This is a genomic window from Streptomyces sp. NPDC005722, assembly GCF_040630935.1.
Classification (GTDB): domain Bacteria; phylum Actinomycetota; class Actinomycetes; order Streptomycetales; family Streptomycetaceae; genus Actinacidiphila.
Window position 1 is genome coordinate 257,344 of record NZ_JBEXYN010000005.1, and the last position, 19,659, is coordinate 277,002.

Here is a 19,659-nt window from a genome sequence, read left to right on the forward strand (position 1 = left end):
TTGACCAGCAATGGCCGACGAGAACACCCCTGTCACGCCCGGCACCCCGGAGGGCGCCGAGGGCGCCGCCGCCGAGACGGACACCATGCGGATCGAGGCCGTGGGCCTCGAGACGGAGATGCAGCGCAGCTACCTGGACTACGCGATGTCCGTCATCGTGTCCCGCGCGCTGCCCGACGTCCGGGACGGCCTCAAGCCCGTCCACCGCCGCGTGCTGTACGCGATGTACGACGGCGGTTACCGCCCCGAGCGCGGCTTCTACAAGTGCGCCCGCGTGGTCGGCGACGTCATGGGTACGTACCACCCGCACGGCGACTCCTCGATCTACGACGCGCTGGTGCGGCTGGCCCAGCCGTGGTCGATGCGCATGCCGCTGGTCGACAGCAACGGCAACTTCGGTTCCCCGGGCAACGACCCGGCCGCCGCCATGCGGTACACCGAGTGCAAGATGGCGCCGCTGTCGATGGAGATGGTCCGGGACATCGACGAGGAGACCGTCGACTTCCAGGACAACTACGACGGCCGCAACCAGGAGCCGACGGTCCTGCCGGCGCGCTTCCCCAACCTGCTGATCAACGGCTCCGCCGGCATCGCGGTCGGCATGGCGACCAACATCCCGCCGCACAACCTGCGCGAGGTCGCCGAGGGCGCCCAGTGGTACCTGGCCAACCCCGAGGCGTCCAACGAGGAGTTGCTGGACGCGCTCATCGAGCGCATCAAGGGCCCCGACTTCCCGACCGGCGCCCTGGTGGTGGGCCGCAAGGGCATCGAGGAGGCGTACCGCACCGGCCGCGGCTCCATCACGATGCGCGCGGTGGTCGAGGTCGAGGAGATCCAGGGCCGGCAGTGCCTGGTGGTCACCGAGCTGCCGTACCAGGTCAACCCCGACAACCTGGCGCAGAAGATCGCCGACCTGGTGAAGGACGGCCGGGTCGGCGGCATCGCCGACGTCCGGGACGAGACCTCCTCCAGGACCGGGCAGCGCCTGGTGATCGTGCTCAAGCGCGACGCCGTGGCCAAGGTCGTGCTGAACAACCTCTACAAGCACACCGACCTGCAGACGAACTTCGGCGCCAACATGCTGGCGCTGGTCGACGGCGTGCCGCGCACGCTCTCGCTGGACCAGTTCATCAAGCAGTGGGTGACCCACCAGATCGAGGTCATCGTCCGCAGGACCCGCTTCCGGCTGCGCAAGGCCGAGGAGCGCGCGCACATCCTGCGCGGCCTGCTGAAGGCCCTGGACGCGATCGACGAGGTCATCGCCCTGATCCGGCGCAGCGCGACGGTCGACGTGGCGCGCGAAGGCCTGATGGGCCTGCTGGAGATCGACGAGATCCAGGCCAACGCGATCCTGGAGATGCAGCTCCGCCGCCTGGCGGCCCTGGAGCGGCAGAAGATCGTCCAGGAGCACGACGAGCTCCAGGCGAAGATCAACGAGTACAACCGCATCCTGGCCTCGCCCGAGATGCAGCGCGGCATCATCAGCACCGAGCTGACGGCGATCGTCGAGAAGTTCGGCGACGACCGGCGCTCGGCGCTGGTGCCCTTCGACGGCGACATGTCCATCGAGGACCTGATCGCCGAGGAGGACATCGTCGTCACGATCACCCGCGGCGGCTACGTCAAGCGCACCAAGACCGACGACTACCGGTCCCAGAAGCGCGGCGGCAAGGGGGTGCGGGGCACGAAGCTGCGGGAAGACGACATCGTCGACCACTTCTTCGTCTCCACCACCCACCACTGGCTGCTGTTCTTCACCAACAAGGGCCGGGTCTACCGCGCCAAGGCGTACGAGCTGCCGGACGCCGGCCGTGACGCCCGCGGGCAGCACGTGGCGAACCTGCTGGCCTTCCAGCCGGACGAGCAGATCGCCCAGGTGCTGGCCATCCGCGACTACAACGCGGCGCCCTACCTGGTGCTCGCCACCCGTTCGGGCCTGGTGAAGAAGACCTCGCTGAAGGACTACGACTCGCCCCGTTCCGGCGGCGTGATCGCGATCAACCTGCGGGAGACCGAGGACGGCAGCGAGGACCTGCTGATCGGCGCCGAGCTGGTCGGTCCGGCCGACGACCTGCTGCTGGTCAGCCGCAAGGCGCAGTCCATCCGGTTCACCGCGACGGACGACACGCTGCGCCCGATGGGCCGTGCGACCTCGGGCGTGAAGGGCATGAGCTTCCGGGAAGGGGACGAACTGCTCTCGATGAATGTCGTGCGACCGGGTACGTTCGTCTTCACCGCCACCGACGGCGGGTACGCCAAGCGCACCAGTGTGGACGAGTACCGGGTCCAGGGACGCGGCGGACTCGGCATCAAGGCGGCCAAGATCGTCGAGGACCGGGGTTCCCTGGTCGGGGCGCTGGTGGTGGAGGAGACCGACGAGATCCTCGCCATCACCCTCGGCGGCGGCGTGATCCGCACCCGTGTCAACGAGATCAGGGAAACCGGGCGTGACACCATGGGCGTCCAACTGATCAACCTCGGTAAAAAGGATGCAGTCGTGGGCGTCGCCCGCAATGCCGAGGCGGGGGCGGAGGCCGAAGAGGTCGTCGCCGCCGAAGAGGCCGAGGGCGAACAGCCCGTGGCCGCCGAGTCGGAGGAGTAAGAAGCCGTGAGTGGAGCCAAGGGCACCGCGGGTGGGACGGGCGCGGACGGAGGGCAGCCGATGCCGGTGGCCCTGCCGGAGGCGATCGGCGGTGCCCATGGCCCACGTACGGACAACGGCCCGCACCAGGGGGGAATCACCGTGACTGACACCCGTCCATCGCAGCAGCAGCACCAGCACGCGGTGCACCAGCAGACCTACGGCGGCGCGCCCGGCGCCCCGGTCGCGGAGCAGCCGCCGCAGCCCCAGCAGCAGCCGCAGGGCCCGCACCAGCCGCCGCAGGCGTACGCGCCCCCGGCCGGGCCCCCCGCGACCGCCGGCGTCCGCCAGCCGCGTCCGGCGGCCCGCACCGTCCCGCGCACGCGCAAGGCGCGGCTGCGGGTGGCCAAGGCCGACCCGTGGTCGGTGATGAAGGTCAGCTTCCTGCTCTCCATCGCGCTGGGCATCTGCACGGTCATCGCGGTCGCGGTGCTGTGGATGGTGATGGACGCCATCGGCGTCTTCACCACGGTCGGCGGCACCCTCAGCGAGGCCACCTCGTCGGGTTCGGACGGCGGCTTCGACCTGGTGTCCTTCCTGTCGCTGTCGCGCGTGCTGACCTTCACGGCGGTCATCGCGGTCATCGACGTCGTGCTGGCCACGGCGCTGGCCACGCTCGGCGCCTTCATCTACAACATGTCGGCCGGCATGGTGGGCGGGGTCGAGCTGACGCTGGCGGAGGACGAGTAACCGATTTTGGGCCACGGCCCCGTGTGCGCTAATCTTTCAACGCAACGCAGCGCGGGGCTATAGCTCAGACGGTTAGAGCGCTTCCCTGATAAGGAAGAGGCCACAGGTTCAAGTCCTGTTAGCCCCACCGCGTGAACGGCCCGTACGGATCATCCGTACGGGCCGTTTCCTTGCCCGCGCCGGCGGAGTTGGTTCCGGTGGCAGGTCACCGTTCGATATCGACCGGTGTGTATAGTCGGGCCCGTCGGAAGACCCCCAACGCAAGAAGGACGAGGTCGCGCGGTGAAGAAGTTTCTCCTGGTCGCACTGGCCGCCATCGGCGGTCTCCTCGTGTACCGCCAGATCCAGGCGGACCGCGCCGAGCAGGACCTGTGGACGGAGGCCACGGATTCCGTTCCGGCGGGTTCCGGCGCGAGCGTCTGAGACGCGGCAGCACGGACGAAGGATTCTCGGAGCCCCGATCACGATGTGGTCGGGGCTTCGTCATGCCCGCGGCGTCGTTGCCCGACCGTGACGTGATCCGCTTGTATTTGCTGTCGCAAATCAATAGCTTCGCTGAGGCCGACGATGTGCGAGGGGGAACAGCACATGCGACGAGGGAATGCGCTGCCGTGCGGGTCCCTGGGCCGGTTGTGGGCGGCCGCGGGCGGGCTGGCGGTGCTGGGCGCGCTGCTGGGGCCGCCCGGGGCGGCACGGGCCGCCACGGGCGGCGAGGGCGACAGCCTGGTCATGGTGCTGGACTCCTCCGGCTCTATGGCGGGCGCGCGCATGACGGTGGCCAGGGAGGCCGTCGGAGCCGTCGTGGACGCGCTGCCGGACGGCTACCCGACGGGACTGCGCGTCTACGGCGCGGGCAAGGAGCACGGCTGCGACGACACCCGGCTGCTGCAGCCCGTGCGGCCGCTGGACCGGGACGCCCTGAAGCGGGCCGTGGCCGGCGTGCGGCCCAAGGGCGACACCCCGATCGGGCTGTCGCTGCGCAGGGCGGCCGCCGACCTGCCCGAGGGCGGCCGGCGGACGATCGTGCTGGTCTCCGACGGCGAGGACACCTGCGGGGCACCCGAGCCCTGCGAGGTGGCGGCACAGCTCGCCGGACAGGGCGCCGACCTGCGGATCGACACCATCGGCTTCCAGGTGCGGGGCGGCGCCCGGGAGCAGCTGGAATGCGTCGCCGAAGCCGGGCACGGGAGCTACTACGACGCCCCCGACGCCGCCTCCCTCGTCCGGCAGTTGACGCGGGCCTCCCGGCTCGGCGCGGACGCCTACCGGCTCCGGGGCCGGCCGGTGACCGGCTCGGCGGCCGCCGCCGGTGCCCCGGGCCTGTCCCCCGGCCAGTACGTCGACGACATCGGCCCCGGCGAGACGCGCTGGTACGCCGTGGACCTGGACGCGGCCTCCACGGCCGACCTGGCGGTGACCGCGGTGCCGCGGCCGGGGGTGCGGGCCGCGTACGGGGACGGCGTCGAACTGCGGCTGGCGGGCACCGGGAGGTACCCCCTCACCTGCGGCTCGGACTCCGCGCACTTCGGGCAGGACGAGGGCGCCATGGTGATCGGCGGCGCCGTCAGCCGCATCCCCGGCGACGACGGGAGCGGCGCCTGCGACGAGGCGGGGCGCTACGTGCTCTCCGTGCACCGCACCAGCGCCGCCGGCTCGGACCGGGCCCGCTGGCCCCTGGAGCTGCGGTACGGCACCGAGCGGCCGTTCGCCGCGGGCGCCACCCCGGCACCGGCCGCCACCCGCTACGGGGACCCGCCGCCGGCGCTGACGGGCGCACCGCGCGACGTCGAGGGCGGCACGGGCTTCAACGACGCGCGCCGCCTCGGCACCGGCGTCTGGCGGGACACGCTGCTGCCCGGGCAGACGCGCTTCTACAAGGTGCGGGTCGGCTGGGGACAGCGGCTGACGTACTCCGCGGACTTCGCCAACGAACCCCTGCTGGAGCGCGGTTCCACGGCCTCGTCCTTCGTGGCGACGGCCGCGTACGGGCCGGGGCGGCAACCGCTGGGCGACGCCTCCGGGATGCCGCAGCGCCGCGGCTACTTCGGGCGGCCGCTGTCCGTGGGGCTCGGCACCGTGCCGGTGACGTGGACCAACCGCTGGGTGGCCGCCGCCGGCGCCCGGGGCGCCCGTACGGCGGGCGAGCACTACGTCGCCGTGTCGCTCGGGCCGGGCGCGGCGGAACTGGCGCGGAACGCGGCGGTGCGCGTCGTCGTGCGTGTGGCGGTGACGGGCACGGAGTCGGCCGGTCCGGAGTACGACGCGGCGGCGCTCGGCAGCGGTCCGGCCGCCGGCAAGGACGGCGGGGAGCGGGTGGTGTCCGGGCACCCGGAGAGCGCCGGTGTCCCCGCGGACGGCGGGGGCTTCATGACGGCGGGCGACGCGATCGCGGCGGCCGCGGGCGGCGCGTTGGCGCTCGCCGGGGTCGGGACGGTGGCCCTGCTGGGCCGCAGGCGGAGGGGCGGGGCATGATCCGCAGGGCAGTCACAGCGGTGGTGGCGGCGCTCGCGCTGTCGGCCGGTGCGGCGGGAACGGCGCTCGCCGATGCGGCCGTCCCCTCCTGGCAGCCCCAGGGCGAGGCCGTACAGGGCCGGGCGAGCACCGCCGACGCCCCGCGGCTCGAGCCCGGCGTCCTGTACCGGGACAGCCTGCCGGCCGACGGGGGCGGCAGGAACTACGCCCTCGACCTGGACGCCGTGCACTCGTCCTACCTCGCCGTCTTCGCGCTGCCCCGCCCGGGCACCGAGGTGGCGTACGGGGACGGCATCGAGCTGACGCTGACCAGCACCGACGGCACCCGCTGCGACAGCGGCCGCCGGACGTTCTCCGACGACGGGGCGGCCCGGCCGATCGGCACCTGGGTCCGGCGCACCATCGGCGGGGACGGACCGTGCCAGGACGCGCACGCCTACGTCCTGGAGGTCACCCGCACCTCGCAGGGCACCTCGGACGCCGCGCCCTGGCCGCTCCAGATCCGCCTCACCGAGGAGCCGGGGCTCACCGAGGGTGCCACTCCGGGCCCGGCGCTCAGCCCCGCCACGCGGACGCCCGTACCCGCGAGCGGCACCGCCCACGGCGTCACCGGCGGCGCGGACTTCCTCCACGCCGGGATCCTCGCCGCCGGGGTGTGGCGGGACGAGGTGCTGCCTGGTCAGACCCGCTTCTACCGGGTGCCGGTCGGCTGGGGGCAACAGGCCTGGGTCGCGGCGGACTTCGCCAACGCGCCCGTCACGAAGCCCGGCGGCTACAGCGGTTCGGGCCTGCGGGTGGAGGTCTACAACCCGCGCTGGGCCTTCATCGGCACCGACACCGCCTCCTACTCGGGCGAGCAGGCCTCCGTCACCGCCACGACCGGGAAGGTCGCCTACGCCAACCGCTACGAGAGCGGCGACGCCGTGTCGGCGGCCCGTTTCGACGGCTTCTACTACCTGGCGGTGTCGGTGCACCCGGAAGTCGCCGGCTTCGTCGACGGCGCGGTCCCGGTCACCCTGCGGGTCGGCGTCGAGGGCGCCGCGCAGGCCGGTCCCTCGTACGACGGCGACCCGGGCGAGGACCTCGGCCTCCCCGGGGAGCCCGGTTCCGGCGACCCGCTGCTGCGCGCCCTCGGCTTCGCGGCCCTGGGGGCGGGCACCGTGCTGCTGCTCTCGCTGGCGGTGTGGACGGTGGCCGCGCGGCGGCGCGGGACGGCCGCGGTCTCAGGAGGACGCTGACAGCGCCCAGAAGCCGAAGGCGAGGCAGAGGGCCGCGACGAGCAGCATCGGCACGACGACCCTGGCGGGAGGCCCGGGCCGGCGCGCGGGTACGGCGGGTGCGACGGCCGGGAGCGCCGGCAGCGGCGGGGTGAGGGGGGCGACGGGCGCGGCCACCGGGGCACCGGCACCCGTGACGGTGCCCGTGTACGGACGGGTGGGCGCCGGGGTGACGGGGGCCACGGTCGGCGGGGTGGGCGGCGTCGGGGCGGTCGCGACGGGCCGCCCGGCGGGGGCGGGCGGGGGCAGGCGGAAGCTTCCGGTCTCCTCCACGGACGGCGTGGGATCCAGCGGACCGTCGGGGGAGAAGCCGGCGGGCAGCGGCCCGATCTGGTCGAAGACCTCGACGGCCTCCTCGTCCGGGTCCGGGTCCGGCAGCAGCTCGACCGCCGCCGCCAGGGCCTTGCGGGCGCCCGCGGCGGTACGGAAGCGGGCCTCCGGGTCCGGCTGCAGCAGGGTGCCGATCACCTCCCACAGCGGACCGGGTACGCCCCGCGGGGCCAGGGGCATGCCGTGGACGTACTGGGTGACGATCGCCTCCGCGTCGGGCTTGCTGCCGCTGAGCAGGTAGAGGGCGACCAGCCCGGTCGCGTACAGGTCGGCGGGGAAGTCCGGTTCGGCGCCCAGCAGCTGCTCCGGGGCGAAGTAGCCCGGGGTGCCCACCACGTGGTTCGCCGCGGTGAGCCGGGGTTCCCCCTTGCGCATGGCGATGCCGAAGTCCGACAGCCTCAGGTGCGGGCGCCCGGTGCCGGTCGCCTCCAGCAGGATGTTCGCGGGCTTGATGTCCCGGTGCACCACGCCCTCGGCGTGCACGGCCGTCAGCCCGGACAGCAACTGGTCGAGCAGAGCGCCGACGTAGCGCCCGGGGAGCGGGCCGTAGTCGCCGATGAGGTGCGAGAGCGAGCCGCCGCGCACCAGGTCCATGGTGAACAGCACCTTGTCGTCGTCGGCCGCCCAGCTGGTGGGGGCGAGGACGTGCGGGTGGTCGATGCGCAGCGCCTGCTCCCGGACGAAGCGCAGCAGGGCGTGGGCGTCGCTCTGCAGCAGCACCTTGGCCGCCACGTAGCGCCCGCGACGCCGGTCCCAGGCGCGCCACACCGCGCCCACCCCGCCGCGTCCGACGGGATCGACCAGCTCGTACCGGCCCGCGAACACCTCACCCATGACGTGCGTCCGCCCCCTGCTTCCGCGTCTCGTAGTCCCGGACCGCCGCTTCGGACGGCCCGGCACCGTACACCCGGAGGAACTCTGCCAGTTGGGGGTGGCGGTGGGCGAGGGAGTCGGCCGCCTCGGCGATCTCGGCGGACGAGGCCACCGCGTGCAGCAGCGCGCGGACCTCGTGGACGACCCTGCGGGCGGGCGGCAGCGGGGCTCCGGCCGCGCTCTGGGTGGTGCCGAGCAGGGGCGAGCCCTCGGAGCCGCGGATCTCCTCCATCCGCGGCACGGCGTCCGCCGCGTTCACCGCTCCGCCGGACACCTCCGCGGCGAGCTCCTGCAGCGCCTGCAGCCGCTGTACGACCGCCGGGTTGCCGATCTTCGCGCGCTGCCCGCTCATCAGCTGGGACAGCATCGGCGCCGACAGCCCCAGCACCCCCGCCAGCCGCGCCTGGTTCAGCCCCAGGGTCTCCATGAGGCCGCGGAACAGCACACCGAGCGGCTCGCCGTACCAGGTGCGCTGCATGTCCTGGACGCGGGCGGCGGCGTCCGGCTGCGAGGTGTCCATTGCGGGCTCCTGACGGGGGACCTTTGCGGCCGCGAACTTGCCCGTCATCCTACGGACCGCCGATACTCGGTCGGTGATCCTCTCCGCAGCCGGTACGCTGGTCTGCGGCACGGGGCCTTAGCTCAGTTGGTAGAGCGCCGTCTTTGCATGGCGGATGTCAGGGGTTCGACTCCCCTAGGCTCCACACCGTCCGACCGGGCCGGGAACCTCATCGAGGTCCCGGCCTGTCGTGTACCCGGGGCCGGAATCCGGAGCCGGGGCGCCGGCCGTCCACCGCGTCATCCACCCTCCTCCCAGGGACGCCCGCCCCTTCGTGCGGCACAATCGGCGGCGTGCGTTTCGGCATTCTGGGGGAGACGAGAGCGCTGCGGGACGACGGGGGCACGGCCGCCGTCGGGGGCCCGGGACGGCGGGCGCTGCTGGCGATGCTGCTGCTGGAGGCGGGCCGGATCGTCGCCACCGAGCGGCTGATCGACGGGCTGTACGGGGACGAGCCGCCGGCCGGGGTCGGCAACGCGCTGCAGTCCCAGGTCTCGCGGCTGCGCGCGGCCGTCGGGGTGCCCATCGAGCGCCCGCCCGGGGGCTACCGGCTGGTGGTCGCCCGGGACGAGGTGGACGTGCACCGCTTCGAACGCCTCGCGGCCGAGGGCCGGGAGGCGCTGGCCGCGGGTGAGCCGGGGCGGGCGTCGGTCCTGCTGCGCGGTGCGCTGGAGCTGTGGCGGGGCTCCGCCCTGGCGGACGTGGGCGACGCGCCGTTCGCCCGGGCGCAGGTGACGCGGCTGGAGGAACTGCGGATCGCGGCGGTGGAGGACCGCATCGCGGCCGAACTGGTGCTGGACGCCCGGCACCACCAGGAACTCGTCGCGGAGCTGCAGGAGCTGGTCGCCCGCTACCCGTTGCGGGAACGGCTGCGGGCCCAGCTGATGCGGGCGCTGTACAGCTGCGGCCGCCAGTCCGAGGCGCTGCGGGTGTACGAGGACGCGCGGCGCGAGCTCGCCGAGTCCCTAGGCGCGGACCCCGGCCCGGAGCTCGCGGAGGCGCATCTGGCGGTGCTGCGCGGCGACCCGGGTCCCTCCCGTACCGCGCCGCCCGTGGTCCGCGCAGCCGGCGAGGGTGCGCCGGATGCCCGGTCTTCGGGTGTTTCACGTGAAACATCGTCCGCGGGGCGCCCGTCCGCGCCGTTCCTCGGGCACGGGCTGCCCGCCCAGCTGACCAGCTTCATCGGGCGCGAGGCGGAGCTGGCGCGGATCGGTGCGCGCCTCGCCGACGCCCGGCTGGTCACCCTGATCGGCCCGGGCGGCGCGGGCAAGACGCGCATCGCCGTGGAGGCCGCCGGGCGCCACACGGGGGAGGTCCGCTTCGTGGACCTCTCCGGGCTGACCCACGGCTCCGAGGTGCCGCAGGCGATCGCGGGGGCGCTCGGTCTGCGGGAGGCGGGCCTGCTTCCCGGGACCGCCGGGCGCGAGGGCGGGGCCCCGGAGGGTTCGCCGCTCGCCCGCCTCACCGCCGCACTGGCCGACCGGGATCTGCTGCTCGTACTCGACAACTGCGAGCACCTGGTCGCCGACGTCGCCCGTCTCACCGCGGAGCTGCTGGCCGCCTGCCCGCGGGTACGGGTCCTGGCGACCACCCGGGAGGCGCTCGGCGTCAACGGCGAGACGCTCTGCCCGCTGGAGCCACTGCCCGTGCCGGCGCCCGGCGCGCCGGAGGAGGACGTGCTCGGCTCCCCCGCCGTCCGGCTGTTCCTGGAGCGGGCCGCCGCCGTGAGCCCGTCCGGCCGGGTGCCCGACGCCGAGTCCGCCGCGCGGATCTGCCGGGCCTTGGACGGCGTTCCGCTCGCCATCGAGCTGGCCGCCGCCCGGTTGCGGTCGCTGTCGGCCGCCGACATCGCCGCCCGGCTCGGGGACGTGCTCGCCGGGCCGGACGACCGCTTCCGGCTGCTCTCCCGGGGCAGCCGTACCGCCCAGCCCCGCCAGCGGACCCTGCGCGGGGTCGTGGACTGGAGCTGGGAGCTGCTGCCCGAGGACGAGCGCACCGTGCTGCGCCGCGCCTCGGTCTTCGCCGGGGGCTGGACGCTGCGGGCCGCCGAGGCGATCTGCGCGGGCCCGGCGGGCGACGGCGCCATCGACGCCGAGGACATGCTCGACCTGCTCGCCTCCCTCGCCGACAAGTCGCTTGTGGTGGTGGACCGTCCGGACGCGCTCGGCGACGAGGGCGACGGCGCCGTCCGCTACCGGCTGCTCCAGACCATCAGGGCCTACGCGGCCGAACGCCTGGTGGAGACGGGCGAGTCGGAGGCGCTGCGCGAGGCGCACGCCGCCTACTTCCTCGACCTCGCGCGGACCGCCGACCCGTGGCTGCGCCGGGCCGAGCAGCTGGAGTGGCTGCGCCGGCTCGCCGCGGACCACGACAACCTGCACGCCGCGCTGCGCGGTTCGGTGGCCGCGGGCGACACCGTCCTGGCGCTGCGGCTGCTCGCCTCCCTGTGCACCTACTGGATGCTGCGCGGCATGCGGTACGAGGGAGCCCGGCCCGCCCGCGAGCTGCTGGCGGCGACCGCGCCCGGCGGGCCACGGGGGCTGGCGGAGGAGTACGCGCTGTGCGTGATCAGCGCCGCCTCCGTCACCGCCGACCAGTCCGAACTCGCCGTCCACCTGACGGCCGCGACGGACGTCGTCGCCGGGCTCGGCGGGATGGCCCGCCGCTACCCCGTGCTCAACCTGCTCTGGGCGCCCTTCGCCGGGGTGCCGGACGACGAGACGTTCGCCCGCTACGCGGAGGGCGCGACGAGTCTCGTCGAGCCCTGGCAGCAGGCACTGGTCCACGTCGGCTCCGGGTTCCACGCGTGGATGGTCGGCGGTGACATCGCCGCCGCCGACACGGAGTTCGGCCGGGCCCTCGCCGGTTTCCGCGCCCTGGGCGACCGCTGGGGGACCACGATGGCCCTCACCCAGCTGGCCTGGCTGTCGGGCGCCCGCGGCGACGTGGCGCGGGCCGTGGGGCTGATCGACGAGGCCCTCGGCCACGCCGCCGAACTGGGCGCCACCGAGAGCGTCGCCGAACTGCTCGCCGAACGCGGCAGGTGCGGGTTGCGGTCCGGACGGTACGAGGAGGCCCGGGCCGACTTCACGCGCGGCCTGGAACTCGCCCGGCGCTGCGGCGCCCGGGAGATGTTCGCCGGGGCGCACCTGGGGCTCGGCGAGTGCGCCCGGCTCACCGGCGACCCGGACGAGGCACGCCGGCTGTCGGCGCTGGCCCTGTCCGAGTCCCTGGACGGCTGGTACACCGGCGAGAGCGCCCGCGCCGAGGCGCACATCGCCCTCGGCAGGATCGCCCTGGAGCAGGGCGGTACCGACGCCGCCCGCGGGCACTTCCGCGAGGCCGCCGACGTGGAGCACGGGGCGCGCGACCTGCCGCTCGCGGCGAACCTCGCCGACGCCTTCGCCGCACTCGCCCTCGCCGAGGAGGACCTTCCACGGGCCGCCGAACTGCTGGGCCTGGGCCGTGCGCTGCGCGGCCGGGAAGTGGTGGACGGTCCGGACGCCGCCCGCACCGGGGAGGCCGTGCGGGCCGCCCTCGGCGACCGGGCCCACGATCAGGCGTGGGCGCGCGGTGCGGGCCTGCCCGCCGACCGGGCGCTGCGGGCGCTGACCGCGCTGACCGGCCGCCCGTAGCAGCCGGTCAGCGTGCGGTGCGCGGCCGGTCAGCGGCCGCGCGCACCGTGTCGGGCATGACGAATCCCGTACGCACAAAGGACGCCGCGGCCCCCGCCCGCCACCGCTGGGCCGCGCTCGCCGTCTGCTGCCTGGCCGCCATGCTCCTCGGCATCGACAACAGCGTTCTCAACTACGCCATCCCGTCGCTGCTGAGGGACATGGGACCGTCCGGTACCGAGATCCTGTGGATCTCCGACATCTACGGCTTCGCCATGGGCGGCCTGCTGGTCCTCATGGGCAACCTCGGGGACCGGCTCGGCCGCAAGCGGATGATGCTGCTGGGCGCCGCCGCCTTCGGCGTGGTGTCGCTGCTCACCGCCTACGCCCCCGGCCCCGGGGCGCTGATCGCCGGACGCGCGCTGCTCGGCGTCGCCGGTGCGGCGATGGTCCCCTCCACCCTCTCCGTCGTGCGCCACGCCTTCACCGACCCCAAGGAGCGCACCACGGCGATCGGGATCAGCAGCGGCATCGGCGCCGCGAGCTTCGCGCTCGGTCCCGTGGTCGGCGGCCTGCTGCTGGACCACTTCTGGTGGGGCTCGGTCTTCCTGATCAACGTCCCGCTCATGGCCGTCGTCCTGGTCGCCGGTGTCCTGGTGCTGCCGGAGTCCCGCAACCCGCGGCCGGGCCGGCTGGACTGGATCGGCGTGCCGCTGTCGGTCGTGGGCGTCCTGGGCGCCATCTACGCCGTCAAGGAGGGCTTCCGGGACGGCGCGGACCACGCGCCGGTGTGGGTCGCCGCGGCGATCGGGACGGTGGCCCTGGTGCTGTTCGCCCGCCGTCAGGTGCGCGTCGAGGAACCCCTGATCGACCTGCGCCTGTTCCGCAACCCCGCCTTCAGCGGCGCGGTCGGCTCCAACCTGGTCATGATCTTCGCCTCGTCCACCCTGTCGCTCGCCTTCTCCCTGTACTTCCAGGTCGTCCGCGGCTGGTCGCCCTTCACCGCGGGTCTGGCGCTGCTCCCGGGCCCGCTGGCCGCGGCCTTCGCCGCCCCGCTGGCCACGGCGCTCATCCCGCGGCTGGGACGGGCGCGGGTGGTGGCCCTCGGGCTGGTGCTGCTGGCGGTGAGCACCGCGGCGCTCGGCTCGCTCTCCTCGCCGGGGACGCCGTACTGGGAGCTGCTGGCGCCGCTGGTCGTCAACGGCGCGGGCGTCATCCTGGTCGTCTCCGTCACCAACGACACGATCCTGGCGAGCGCTCCCAAGGAGCGCACCGGAGCGGCCGCCGCCGTCTCGGAGACCGCCATGGAGATGGGCGGCTCGCTGGGCATCGCCGTCCTCGGCTCGCTGCTCGGCGTGTTCTACCGCGATGCCCTCGCCCTGCCCGCGGGACTGCCGGCGGGGGCCGCGGACGCCGCCCGCGAGTCGGTCGGCGGGGCCGCCGAGGCGGCCGCGCGGATGCCTGGCGCGGACGGGTCGGGGCTGCTGGCGGCCGCGAAGGACGCCTTCTGCCACAGCGTCCAGGTCACCGGTGTGGTGGCGGCGGTGCTGCTCGCCGCGGGCGCCGTCATGGCGCTGTACACCCTGCGCGGGGTGCCGGCGGAGATCCCCGACCCGGAGGCCGGGGAGGAGGACGTCCTGCCGCTGCCCGCGGCGTCCGGACGGTGACGACGGCGCGTACGGCAGGAGGGCGGCGGACCCGTCACGGGTCCGCCGCCCTCCTGCCTGCCTCCGGTCGCACCGTCGCCGGTGCCCGGGACGTCACGTCACGGGTAGGTGTCGCCGCGGTCGCGGCGGTCGTCGGAGTCCGCCTCCGCCTGCTTGGCCTGCACCTCGGGGTCGAGGGCCTCCACCGGCGAGCCGTCGACCTTGCCGAACGACGCGTCGGTCCCGACGCCGCCGTTGAGGGAGGCGCGGTCGGCGACCTCGGTGGCGGGCGCGGGCTCCACCAGCCAGTCGGGGTTGGTCTGCTTGCTCCACCACTTCCACGCGGCGAAACCCGCCCCGGCGACGAGGCCGGCCAGCAGCAGGCCCCGGGCGCACCGCCCGGTGCGGGCCCGCCGCTCGCGGCGGCGCTCCAGCCCGCGGATGTCGTCCGCCGTGACGTGGCTGCGCAGCGCGGCGACGGCGGCGGCGCTGCGGGCGGCCGCCTCCTCCGCGGCGGGGGCCGCGACGCTGCGCACGGTGGTCATCGCCTGACCCACCCGCGGGCCCGTGAAGTCCGCCGCCTGACGGGCGGTGTCACGGGTGAGCCGGGCGGCGGTGCCCACCCTCTGCTGGACGCCCGGCGGTACCGCCGCCAGGGCCTGGTCGACGCGCGCCGCCAGGTGCGCGTCGTACTGCGTCCGGGCCGCCGTGCGGGCCTGCCGCCCGGCCGCCGACACCCGCGGCGCCAGGTAGACCCTGGCCCCGTCCGCGTAGTGCACGGCGTTGACCCTCGCTGTGTCGGCGTACGGCGCCACCACGTCCGCGGCGTGCCGCACGCTGTCCCTCGTCCTCCCGGCTGCGTCGCGCACGCTGTCGATGCGGGTCACGAGAACCTCCTCCTCGGTGGCGTTCGGTTTTCGCCTTTCCACCCGGTTTGAAATCATGCCCGGCGCCGCGGGGTACGGCATGTGCGTACGGGCATCCGGGTCAAGGGGAGCCGTTCCCGACGATGCCACCGGATGACCTGCGGCGCGACTGTTGCGTCGGGCGAGCCGGGGCGTGCGAGGATTTGTCCCTGTCATCGAGGACTATGGAAGGTAAGACCGTGGCCGAGCAGCTCTACGCCACCCTGAAGACCAGCCACGGGGACATCACGGTGCGGCTGCTGCCGAACCACGCACCCAAGACGGTCAAGAACTTCGTGGAGCTCGCCGAGGGCACCCGCGAGTGGACGGACCCCCACACCGGTGCGACCTCCCACGAGCGCCTCTACGACGGCACGGTCTTCCACCGGGTGATCTCCGGCTTCATGGTCCAGGGCGGCGACCCGCTCGGCAACGGCACCGGCGGTCCCGGCTACCAGTTCGCGGACGAGTTCCACCCGGACCTCGCCTTCACCAAGCCCTACCTGCTGGCCATGGCGAACGCCGGGCCGGGCACCAACGGCTCGCAGTTCTTCATCACGGTCGCCCCGACCGCGTGGCTCACCCGCAAGCACACCATCTTCGGCGAGGTCACGGACCCCGCCAGCCAGAAGGTCGTGGACTCCATCGCGACCACCCCGACGAACCCCCGCACCGAGCGGCCGCTGGAGGACGTCGTGATCCAGAGCGTCGTGGTCGAGCGTCGCTAGCCCGGCCGGCCCGGCTCGTCGCGGGGTCCCGGGAACCCGAACGCCCCGCCCGTGCGTATGACGGGCGGGGCGATTCCGCTGCGAAGGGCTCAGACATGACCGACCAGGCCGTCCGCTGCTACCGGCACCAGGACCGGGAGACGGGTATCCGCTGCTCCCGGTGCGAGCGGCCGATCTGCCCGGAGTGCATGATCAACGCGTCGGTCGGCTTCCACTGCCCGGAGTGCGTGCGGGAGGGCAGGCGTGCGGCCCAGGCCGCCGAGCCCCGCACGGTGGCGGGCGGCACGGTCGCCGGCGACCCCCGGCTGGTCACCAAGATCCTGATCGGGCTGAACCTGCTGGTCTTCCTGCTCGCGCAGGTCGAGGGCAAGCAGTTCGTCTACGAGCTGGGGCTCTTCACCCCGTGCTACGTCCCCGGCGGCGTGCAGTGCGGCGTGGCGGGCGGGCCGGGCGAGTGGTACCGGCTGGTGAGCTCGATGTTCCTGCACCAGGAGTTCGCGCACATCGCCTTCAACATGCTCTCGCTGTGGTGGATCGGCGGTCCGCTGGAGACCCTGCTCGGCCGGGCCCGCTACACCGCGCTCTACCTGGTCGCGGGGCTGGGCGGCAGCGCGCTGGTCGTGCTGCTGGCCCCGGAGACCCTGACCCTGGGCGCCTCGGGCGCGATCTACGGGCTCTTCGGCGCGACGGCCGTCTACGTCAAGCGGCTGCGGATGGACATGCGGCCCGTCCTGATCCTGCTCGGGCTGAACCTGCTGTTCACCTTCACCTGGGGTGGCATCAGCTGGGAGGCGCACATCGGCGGTCTGGTCACCGGGGTGATCATCGCCGTCGCGATGGCGTACGCGCCGCGTTCGCGCCGGGCGCTGGTCCAGTGGGGGACGTGCGTGGCGATGCTGCTCGCCGTGGCGGTCACGGTGTGGGCCGGGGTCGCGAACATCTCCGCGTAGGCCGTAACGCACACCGTTGATCAGACGTTATCCACAGAGAGGCGGAGGCCTCCTGTGCATCCTGTGGGCAAGCCGTGCGCGGGCCCGTACACACCGTGTCTGACCTGCAAGATCAACGAAAGACCGGTGGTCCGTACATCGGACCACCGGTCACACCGGTGTCAACCGGCTGGCGGTTATCCACAGATCATGCGACCTTTTCAACACTGTGGATGACGCCTGTGGATAACTGTGCGAGCTGCTACTTCCACTGCGTGGACACGACGAACCCGCCCGCGATGAAGCCGAAGCCGACGGCGATGTTCCAGTTGCCCAGCTGCTCGATCGGGTAGCTGCCCTGCGTCACGTAGAAGACGACGATCCAGGCCAGGCCGACGAGGAAGAGCGCCAGCATCAGCGGTGCCACCCAGCCGCGGCCGGACTTCAGCTTTATGGGGGTGGTCTTCTCCGGGGGCGGAGTGAAGTCGGCCTTCTTGCGGATCCGTGACTTCGGCACGAGGGACTCTCCTGTCGATGCGCTGCGTAACCGCGCGTGTGACGTCTTGTGTGTGCGGCCGGACGGCTGGGGGCCCCATGCCTCCGGGCGTCCGTTAGCGTAGTGCTTCCTCGGGTTGGAAGGAGATAAGGCTACGGTGAGCAATCCGGTAGACGTCTCCTCGGGTCGCCGTTCCGCCCGGTCTGTGGTGCTTCGTGTCCTCAGTGCCGGGGTGTTCGCGATGGCCGGTCTGCTGTTCTGGATGAGTTTCGACACGGCCAAGGGCCTGGACATCCGCACCGACGACCCGCTGCTGCGCCTGTCGGACCGGGTCCAGGACAAGAGCCGGCAGAACGAGGAACTGGAGAACGAGCTCGCCGGGGTGCGCAGCGACGTCGACGGCCTCGCCCACACCGACAGCGGCGTCAGCGACGCCGCCCGCGAGCAGCTGGCGCGGCGCGGGGCCGAGGCGGGCACCGCCAAGCTGAGCGGCGCGGCCGTCTCCGTCACCCTGAACGACGCGCCGCCGGACGCGAGCCCGCTCGTCCCGGGCGTGCCGGACCCGCAGCCGAACGACCTCGTCATCCACCAGCAGGACCTGCAGGCCGTGGTCAACGCCCTCTGGGCGGGCGGCGCCTCGGGCATCAAGGTGATGGACCAGCGGCTGATCTCCACCAGCGCGGTGCGCTGCGTCGGCAACACCCTCATCCTGCAGGGCCGGGTCTACTCCCCGCCGTACCGGATCACGGCGGTCGGCGACCAGGGGAAGCTGCACGAGGCGCTCGACGCCAGCCCCGCGATCCAGAACTACCTGCAGTACGTCCAGGCCTACGGGCTCGGCTGGAAGGTCGAGGACGAACGGCGGGTGACTCTTCCCGGCTACTCCGGCACAGTGGACCTGCGGTACGCCAAGCCTGTGGGGTGAGCATGCGCCTGGTGGTGCGGACGCTGAGCGAGTTGTGCATCACCGTGGGCGCGTTGACCGTGCTCTTCGTCTGCTACGTGCTGTTCTGGACCGGCGTGCGGGCGGACCGCGCGATGGACGGCGAGATCGACCGGCTGCAGGACCGCTGGGCGACCGGGCCCGTCGCACAGGCAGGACCGTCCCCCGAGGGCACCGGCGGTCCCGCGCCCTCGGCCGTACCCGTCCCGTCCGCGCCGGCCGCGGCCCCGTACCGGGACGGGAGGGCCTTCGCGGTGATGTACGTGCCGCGGCTCGGCCGGTCCTGGCACAAGCCGGTGCTGGAGGGGACGGCGACCGGCACCCTGAAGAAGGGCCTCGGGCACTACGCGAACACCGCCCGGCTCGGCGCCGTGGGCAACTTCGCCGTCGCCGGCCACCGCCGTACCTACGGCGACCCGTTCAAGGACTTCCCCAGGCTGCGCGAGGGCGACGAGGTCGTCCTGACCGACGGGCGCACCTGGTACACCTACGAGATCGACCGCGCACCCTACCGCACCGTCCCCACCGACGTCGCTGTGATCGATCCCGTACCGCCGAAGTCCGGCTACACCGTTCCGGGGCGCTACCTGACCCTGACCACCTGCGATCCCGAGTGGGGCCACAGCCACCGGCTCGTCACCTGGGGGCACCTGGAATCCACACAGCCCGTGGAGGACGGTATGCCGGCGGGCTTGTCGGGCTAATCTTGGGCGAGGCACGGCACGGAAGGCAGGAAGGCGGCGCATGTACGGCTGGATCTGGCGGCATCTGCCGGGCAACGTGTGGCTGAAGGCACTCATCTCGCTGGTGCTCGTCCTCGCCGCCGTCTACGTCCTGTTCCAGTACGTCTTCCCCTGGGCGGAGCCGCTGCTGCCGTTCGGGGACGTGACCGTCGACGAGGGGATGACGGCCGTCCGATGAGCGCGCGCATCCTCGTCGTCGACAACTACGACAGCTTCGTCTTCAACCTGGTCCAGTACCTCTACCAGCTGGGCGCCGAGTGCGAGGTGCTCCGCAACGACCAGGTGCGGCCGGCCCACGCCCAGGACGGCTTCGACGGCGTCCTGCTCTCGCCCGGGCCCGGCACCCCCGAGGAGGCCGGCGTCTGCGTCGACATGGTGCGGCACTGCGCCGCCACCGACGTCCCGGTCTTCGGAGTCTGCCTCGGACTGCAGTCCATGGCCGTCGCCTACGGCGGCGTGGTCGACCGGGCGCCGGAGCTGCTGCACGGCAAGACCTCCCTGGTGACCCACGAGGGCCGCGGGGTCTTCGCCGGGCTGCCGACACCGTTCACCGCGACCCGCTACCACTCGCTGGCGGTCGAACGGGACACGGTGCCGGAGGAGTTGGAGATCACCTCCTGGACGGAGAACGGCATCATCATGGGACTGCGGCACCGCAGCGCCCGGGTGGAGGGCGTCCAGTTCCACCCCGAGTCGGTGCTCACCGAATGGGGGCACCGGATGCTCGCCAACTGGCTGGAGGAATGCGGCGACAAGGGCGCCGTCGAGCGTTCCGCGGGCCTCGCGCCTGTGGTCGGAACCAGGGCGTGACTG

At 73.4% G+C, this 19,659-nt stretch carries 17 protein-coding genes and 2 tRNA genes; 15 read left to right on the plus strand and 4 right to left on the minus strand.

The annotated features are described in order from the left end of the window. Positions 1–10: 10 nt before the first annotated feature. The 6 genes from gyrA to ABZ479_RS08960 all read left to right on the plus strand — a co-directional run bounded on the left by gyrA (position 11) and on the right by ABZ479_RS08960 (position 7,041). A complete protein-coding gene (gene gyrA / locus ABZ479_RS08935) occupies positions 11–2,602 on the plus strand; it encodes a DNA gyrase subunit A (RefSeq protein ID WP_500460829.1) in 2,592 nt (863 codons plus the stop codon). A gap of 60 nt (positions 2,603–2,662) precedes the next feature. Beyond that, positions 2,663–3,331, plus strand: a complete 669-nt coding sequence (locus ABZ479_RS08940) for a DUF3566 domain-containing protein (protein ID WP_500460932.1) — start codon at positions 2,663–2,665, stop codon at positions 3,329–3,331. Positions 3,332–3,384: 53 nt separating this feature from the next. Beyond that, positions 3,385–3,458, plus strand: a tRNA-Ile gene (locus ABZ479_RS08945). A gap of 155 nt (positions 3,459–3,613) precedes the next feature. Continuing rightward, positions 3,614–3,754 carry a DLW-39 family protein gene (locus tag ABZ479_RS08950; protein ID WP_018559211.1) on the plus strand — a complete coding sequence of 47 codons (141 nt, stop codon included), beginning with the start codon at positions 3,614–3,616 and terminating at the stop codon, positions 3,752–3,754. 165 nt (positions 3,755–3,919) lie between these two features. Further along, a complete protein-coding gene (locus tag ABZ479_RS08955; RefSeq protein ID WP_500460830.1) occupies positions 3,920–5,803 on the plus strand; it encodes a vWA domain-containing protein in 1,884 nt (627 codons plus the stop codon). Further along, positions 5,800–7,041 (plus strand): hypothetical protein, encoded by a 1,242-nt coding sequence (locus ABZ479_RS08960; protein ID WP_500460831.1) that lies wholly within the window; start codon positions 5,800–5,802, stop codon positions 7,039–7,041. Before ABZ479_RS08955 ends, ABZ479_RS08960 begins: the two co-directional genes overlap by 4 nt. Here ABZ479_RS08960 and ABZ479_RS08965 read toward each other — a convergent pair. Both ABZ479_RS08965 and ABZ479_RS08970 read right to left on the minus strand, forming a co-directional pair. Continuing rightward, complete coding sequence (locus ABZ479_RS08965) at positions 7,027–8,244, minus strand: serine/threonine-protein kinase (protein ID WP_500460833.1); 1,218 nt, start codon at positions 8,242–8,244, stop codon at positions 7,027–7,029. The genes ABZ479_RS08960 and ABZ479_RS08965 overlap by 15 nt on opposite strands. Further along, positions 8,237–8,803, minus strand: a complete 567-nt coding sequence (locus tag ABZ479_RS08970) for a DNA-binding protein (protein ID WP_500460834.1) — start codon at positions 8,801–8,803, stop codon at positions 8,237–8,239. The genes ABZ479_RS08965 and ABZ479_RS08970 overlap by 8 nt, the downstream gene beginning before the upstream one ends. A 111-nt stretch (positions 8,804–8,914) precedes the next feature. Between ABZ479_RS08970 and ABZ479_RS08975 the strand changes: the two genes are divergently transcribed. The 3 genes from ABZ479_RS08975 to ABZ479_RS08985 all read left to right on the plus strand — a co-directional run bounded on the left by ABZ479_RS08975 (position 8,915) and on the right by ABZ479_RS08985 (position 14,123). Continuing rightward, positions 8,915–8,987 (plus strand) — tRNA-Ala (locus ABZ479_RS08975). Between the two features lie 148 nt (positions 8,988–9,135). Next, entirely contained in the window at positions 9,136–12,477 is a 3,342-nt protein-coding gene (locus ABZ479_RS08980) for an AfsR/SARP family transcriptional regulator (protein ID WP_500460835.1), read from the plus strand. 56 nt (positions 12,478–12,533) lie between these two features. Further along, positions 12,534–14,123, plus strand: coding sequence for an MFS transporter (locus ABZ479_RS08985; protein ID WP_500460836.1), 1,590 nt, complete (start codon positions 12,534–12,536; stop codon positions 14,121–14,123). A gap of 98 nt (positions 14,124–14,221) precedes the next feature. Here ABZ479_RS08985 and ABZ479_RS08990 read toward each other — a convergent pair whose 3' ends face one another. Continuing rightward, complete coding sequence (locus ABZ479_RS08990) at positions 14,222–14,989, minus strand: DUF5324 family protein (protein ID WP_500460837.1); 768 nt, start codon at positions 14,987–14,989, stop codon at positions 14,222–14,224. Between the two features lie 218 nt (positions 14,990–15,207). Here ABZ479_RS08990 and ABZ479_RS08995 point away from each other — a divergent pair, with 218 nt between their 5' ends. Continuing rightward, positions 15,208–15,735: a peptidylprolyl isomerase gene (locus tag ABZ479_RS08995; RefSeq protein ID WP_500460933.1), complete on the plus strand. Its 528-nt coding sequence runs from the start codon at positions 15,208–15,210 to the stop codon at positions 15,733–15,735. 95 nt (positions 15,736–15,830) lie between these two features. After that, positions 15,831–16,685, plus strand: a complete 855-nt coding sequence (locus ABZ479_RS09000) for a rhomboid family intramembrane serine protease (RefSeq protein ID WP_500460839.1) — start codon at positions 15,831–15,833, stop codon at positions 16,683–16,685. Positions 16,686–16,926: 241 nt separating this feature from the next. Here ABZ479_RS09000 and crgA read toward each other — a convergent pair whose 3' ends face one another. Then, on the minus strand, positions 16,927–17,181 hold the full coding sequence (gene crgA, locus ABZ479_RS09005) for a cell division protein CrgA (protein WP_499604592.1): 255 nt from the start codon (positions 17,179–17,181) through the stop codon (positions 16,927–16,929). Between the two features lie 136 nt (positions 17,182–17,317). On the opposite strand from crgA, the gene ABZ479_RS09010 reads away from it, so the two are divergent. The 4 genes from ABZ479_RS09010 to ABZ479_RS09025 are packed head-to-tail and all read left to right on the plus strand — an operon-like array spanning position 17,318 to position 19,656. Further along, positions 17,318–18,085 (plus strand): DUF881 domain-containing protein, encoded by a 768-nt coding sequence (locus tag ABZ479_RS09010; protein ID WP_500460841.1) that lies wholly within the window; start codon positions 17,318–17,320, stop codon positions 18,083–18,085. After that, the gene (locus tag ABZ479_RS09015; protein WP_500460842.1) at positions 18,082–18,807 is read left to right on the plus strand and encodes a class E sortase; all 726 of its coding nucleotides are present in this window, start codon (positions 18,082–18,084) and stop codon (positions 18,805–18,807) included. The genes ABZ479_RS09010 and ABZ479_RS09015 overlap by 4 nt, the downstream gene beginning before the upstream one ends. A 40-nt stretch (positions 18,808–18,847) precedes the next feature. Next, positions 18,848–19,024, plus strand: a complete 177-nt coding sequence (locus ABZ479_RS09020; protein WP_499604589.1) for a hypothetical protein — start codon at positions 18,848–18,850, stop codon at positions 19,022–19,024. Continuing rightward, complete coding sequence (locus ABZ479_RS09025) at positions 19,021–19,656, plus strand: aminodeoxychorismate/anthranilate synthase component II (protein WP_499604587.1); 636 nt, start codon at positions 19,021–19,023, stop codon at positions 19,654–19,656. The genes ABZ479_RS09020 and ABZ479_RS09025 overlap by 4 nt, the downstream gene beginning before the upstream one ends. Positions 19,657–19,659: the final 3 nt, after the last annotated feature.

What these genes read in the sequence shown, in the direction of transcription:
- gyrA (WP_500460829.1), top strand. Translation starts at nt 11, where the DNA reads ATGGCCGACGAGAACACCCCTGTCACGCCCGGCACCCCGGAGGGCGCC.
- ABZ479_RS08940 (WP_500460932.1), top strand. Translation starts at nt 2,663, where the DNA reads ATGCCGGTGGCCCTGCCGGAGGCGATCGGCGGTGCCCATGGCCCACGT.
- ABZ479_RS08955 (WP_500460830.1), top strand. Translation starts at nt 3,920, where the DNA reads ATGCGACGAGGGAATGCGCTGCCGTGCGGGTCCCTGGGCCGGTTGTGG.
- ABZ479_RS08960 (WP_500460831.1), top strand. Translation starts at nt 5,800, where the DNA reads ATGATCCGCAGGGCAGTCACAGCGGTGGTGGCGGCGCTCGCGCTGTCG.
- ABZ479_RS08965 (WP_500460833.1), bottom strand. Translation starts at nt 8,244, where the DNA reads ATGGGTGAGGTGTTCGCGGGCCGGTACGAGCTGGTCGATCCCGTCGGA.
- ABZ479_RS08970 (WP_500460834.1), bottom strand. Translation starts at nt 8,803, where the DNA reads ATGGACACCTCGCAGCCGGACGCCGCCGCCCGCGTCCAGGACATGCAG.
- ABZ479_RS08985 (WP_500460836.1), top strand. Translation starts at nt 12,534, where the DNA reads ATGACGAATCCCGTACGCACAAAGGACGCCGCGGCCCCCGCCCGCCAC.
- ABZ479_RS09000 (WP_500460839.1), top strand. Translation starts at nt 15,831, where the DNA reads ATGACCGACCAGGCCGTCCGCTGCTACCGGCACCAGGACCGGGAGACG.
- ABZ479_RS09020 (WP_499604589.1), top strand. Translation starts at nt 18,848, where the DNA reads ATGTACGGCTGGATCTGGCGGCATCTGCCGGGCAACGTGTGGCTGAAG.
- ABZ479_RS09025 (WP_499604587.1), top strand. Translation starts at nt 19,021, where the DNA reads ATGAGCGCGCGCATCCTCGTCGTCGACAACTACGACAGCTTCGTCTTC.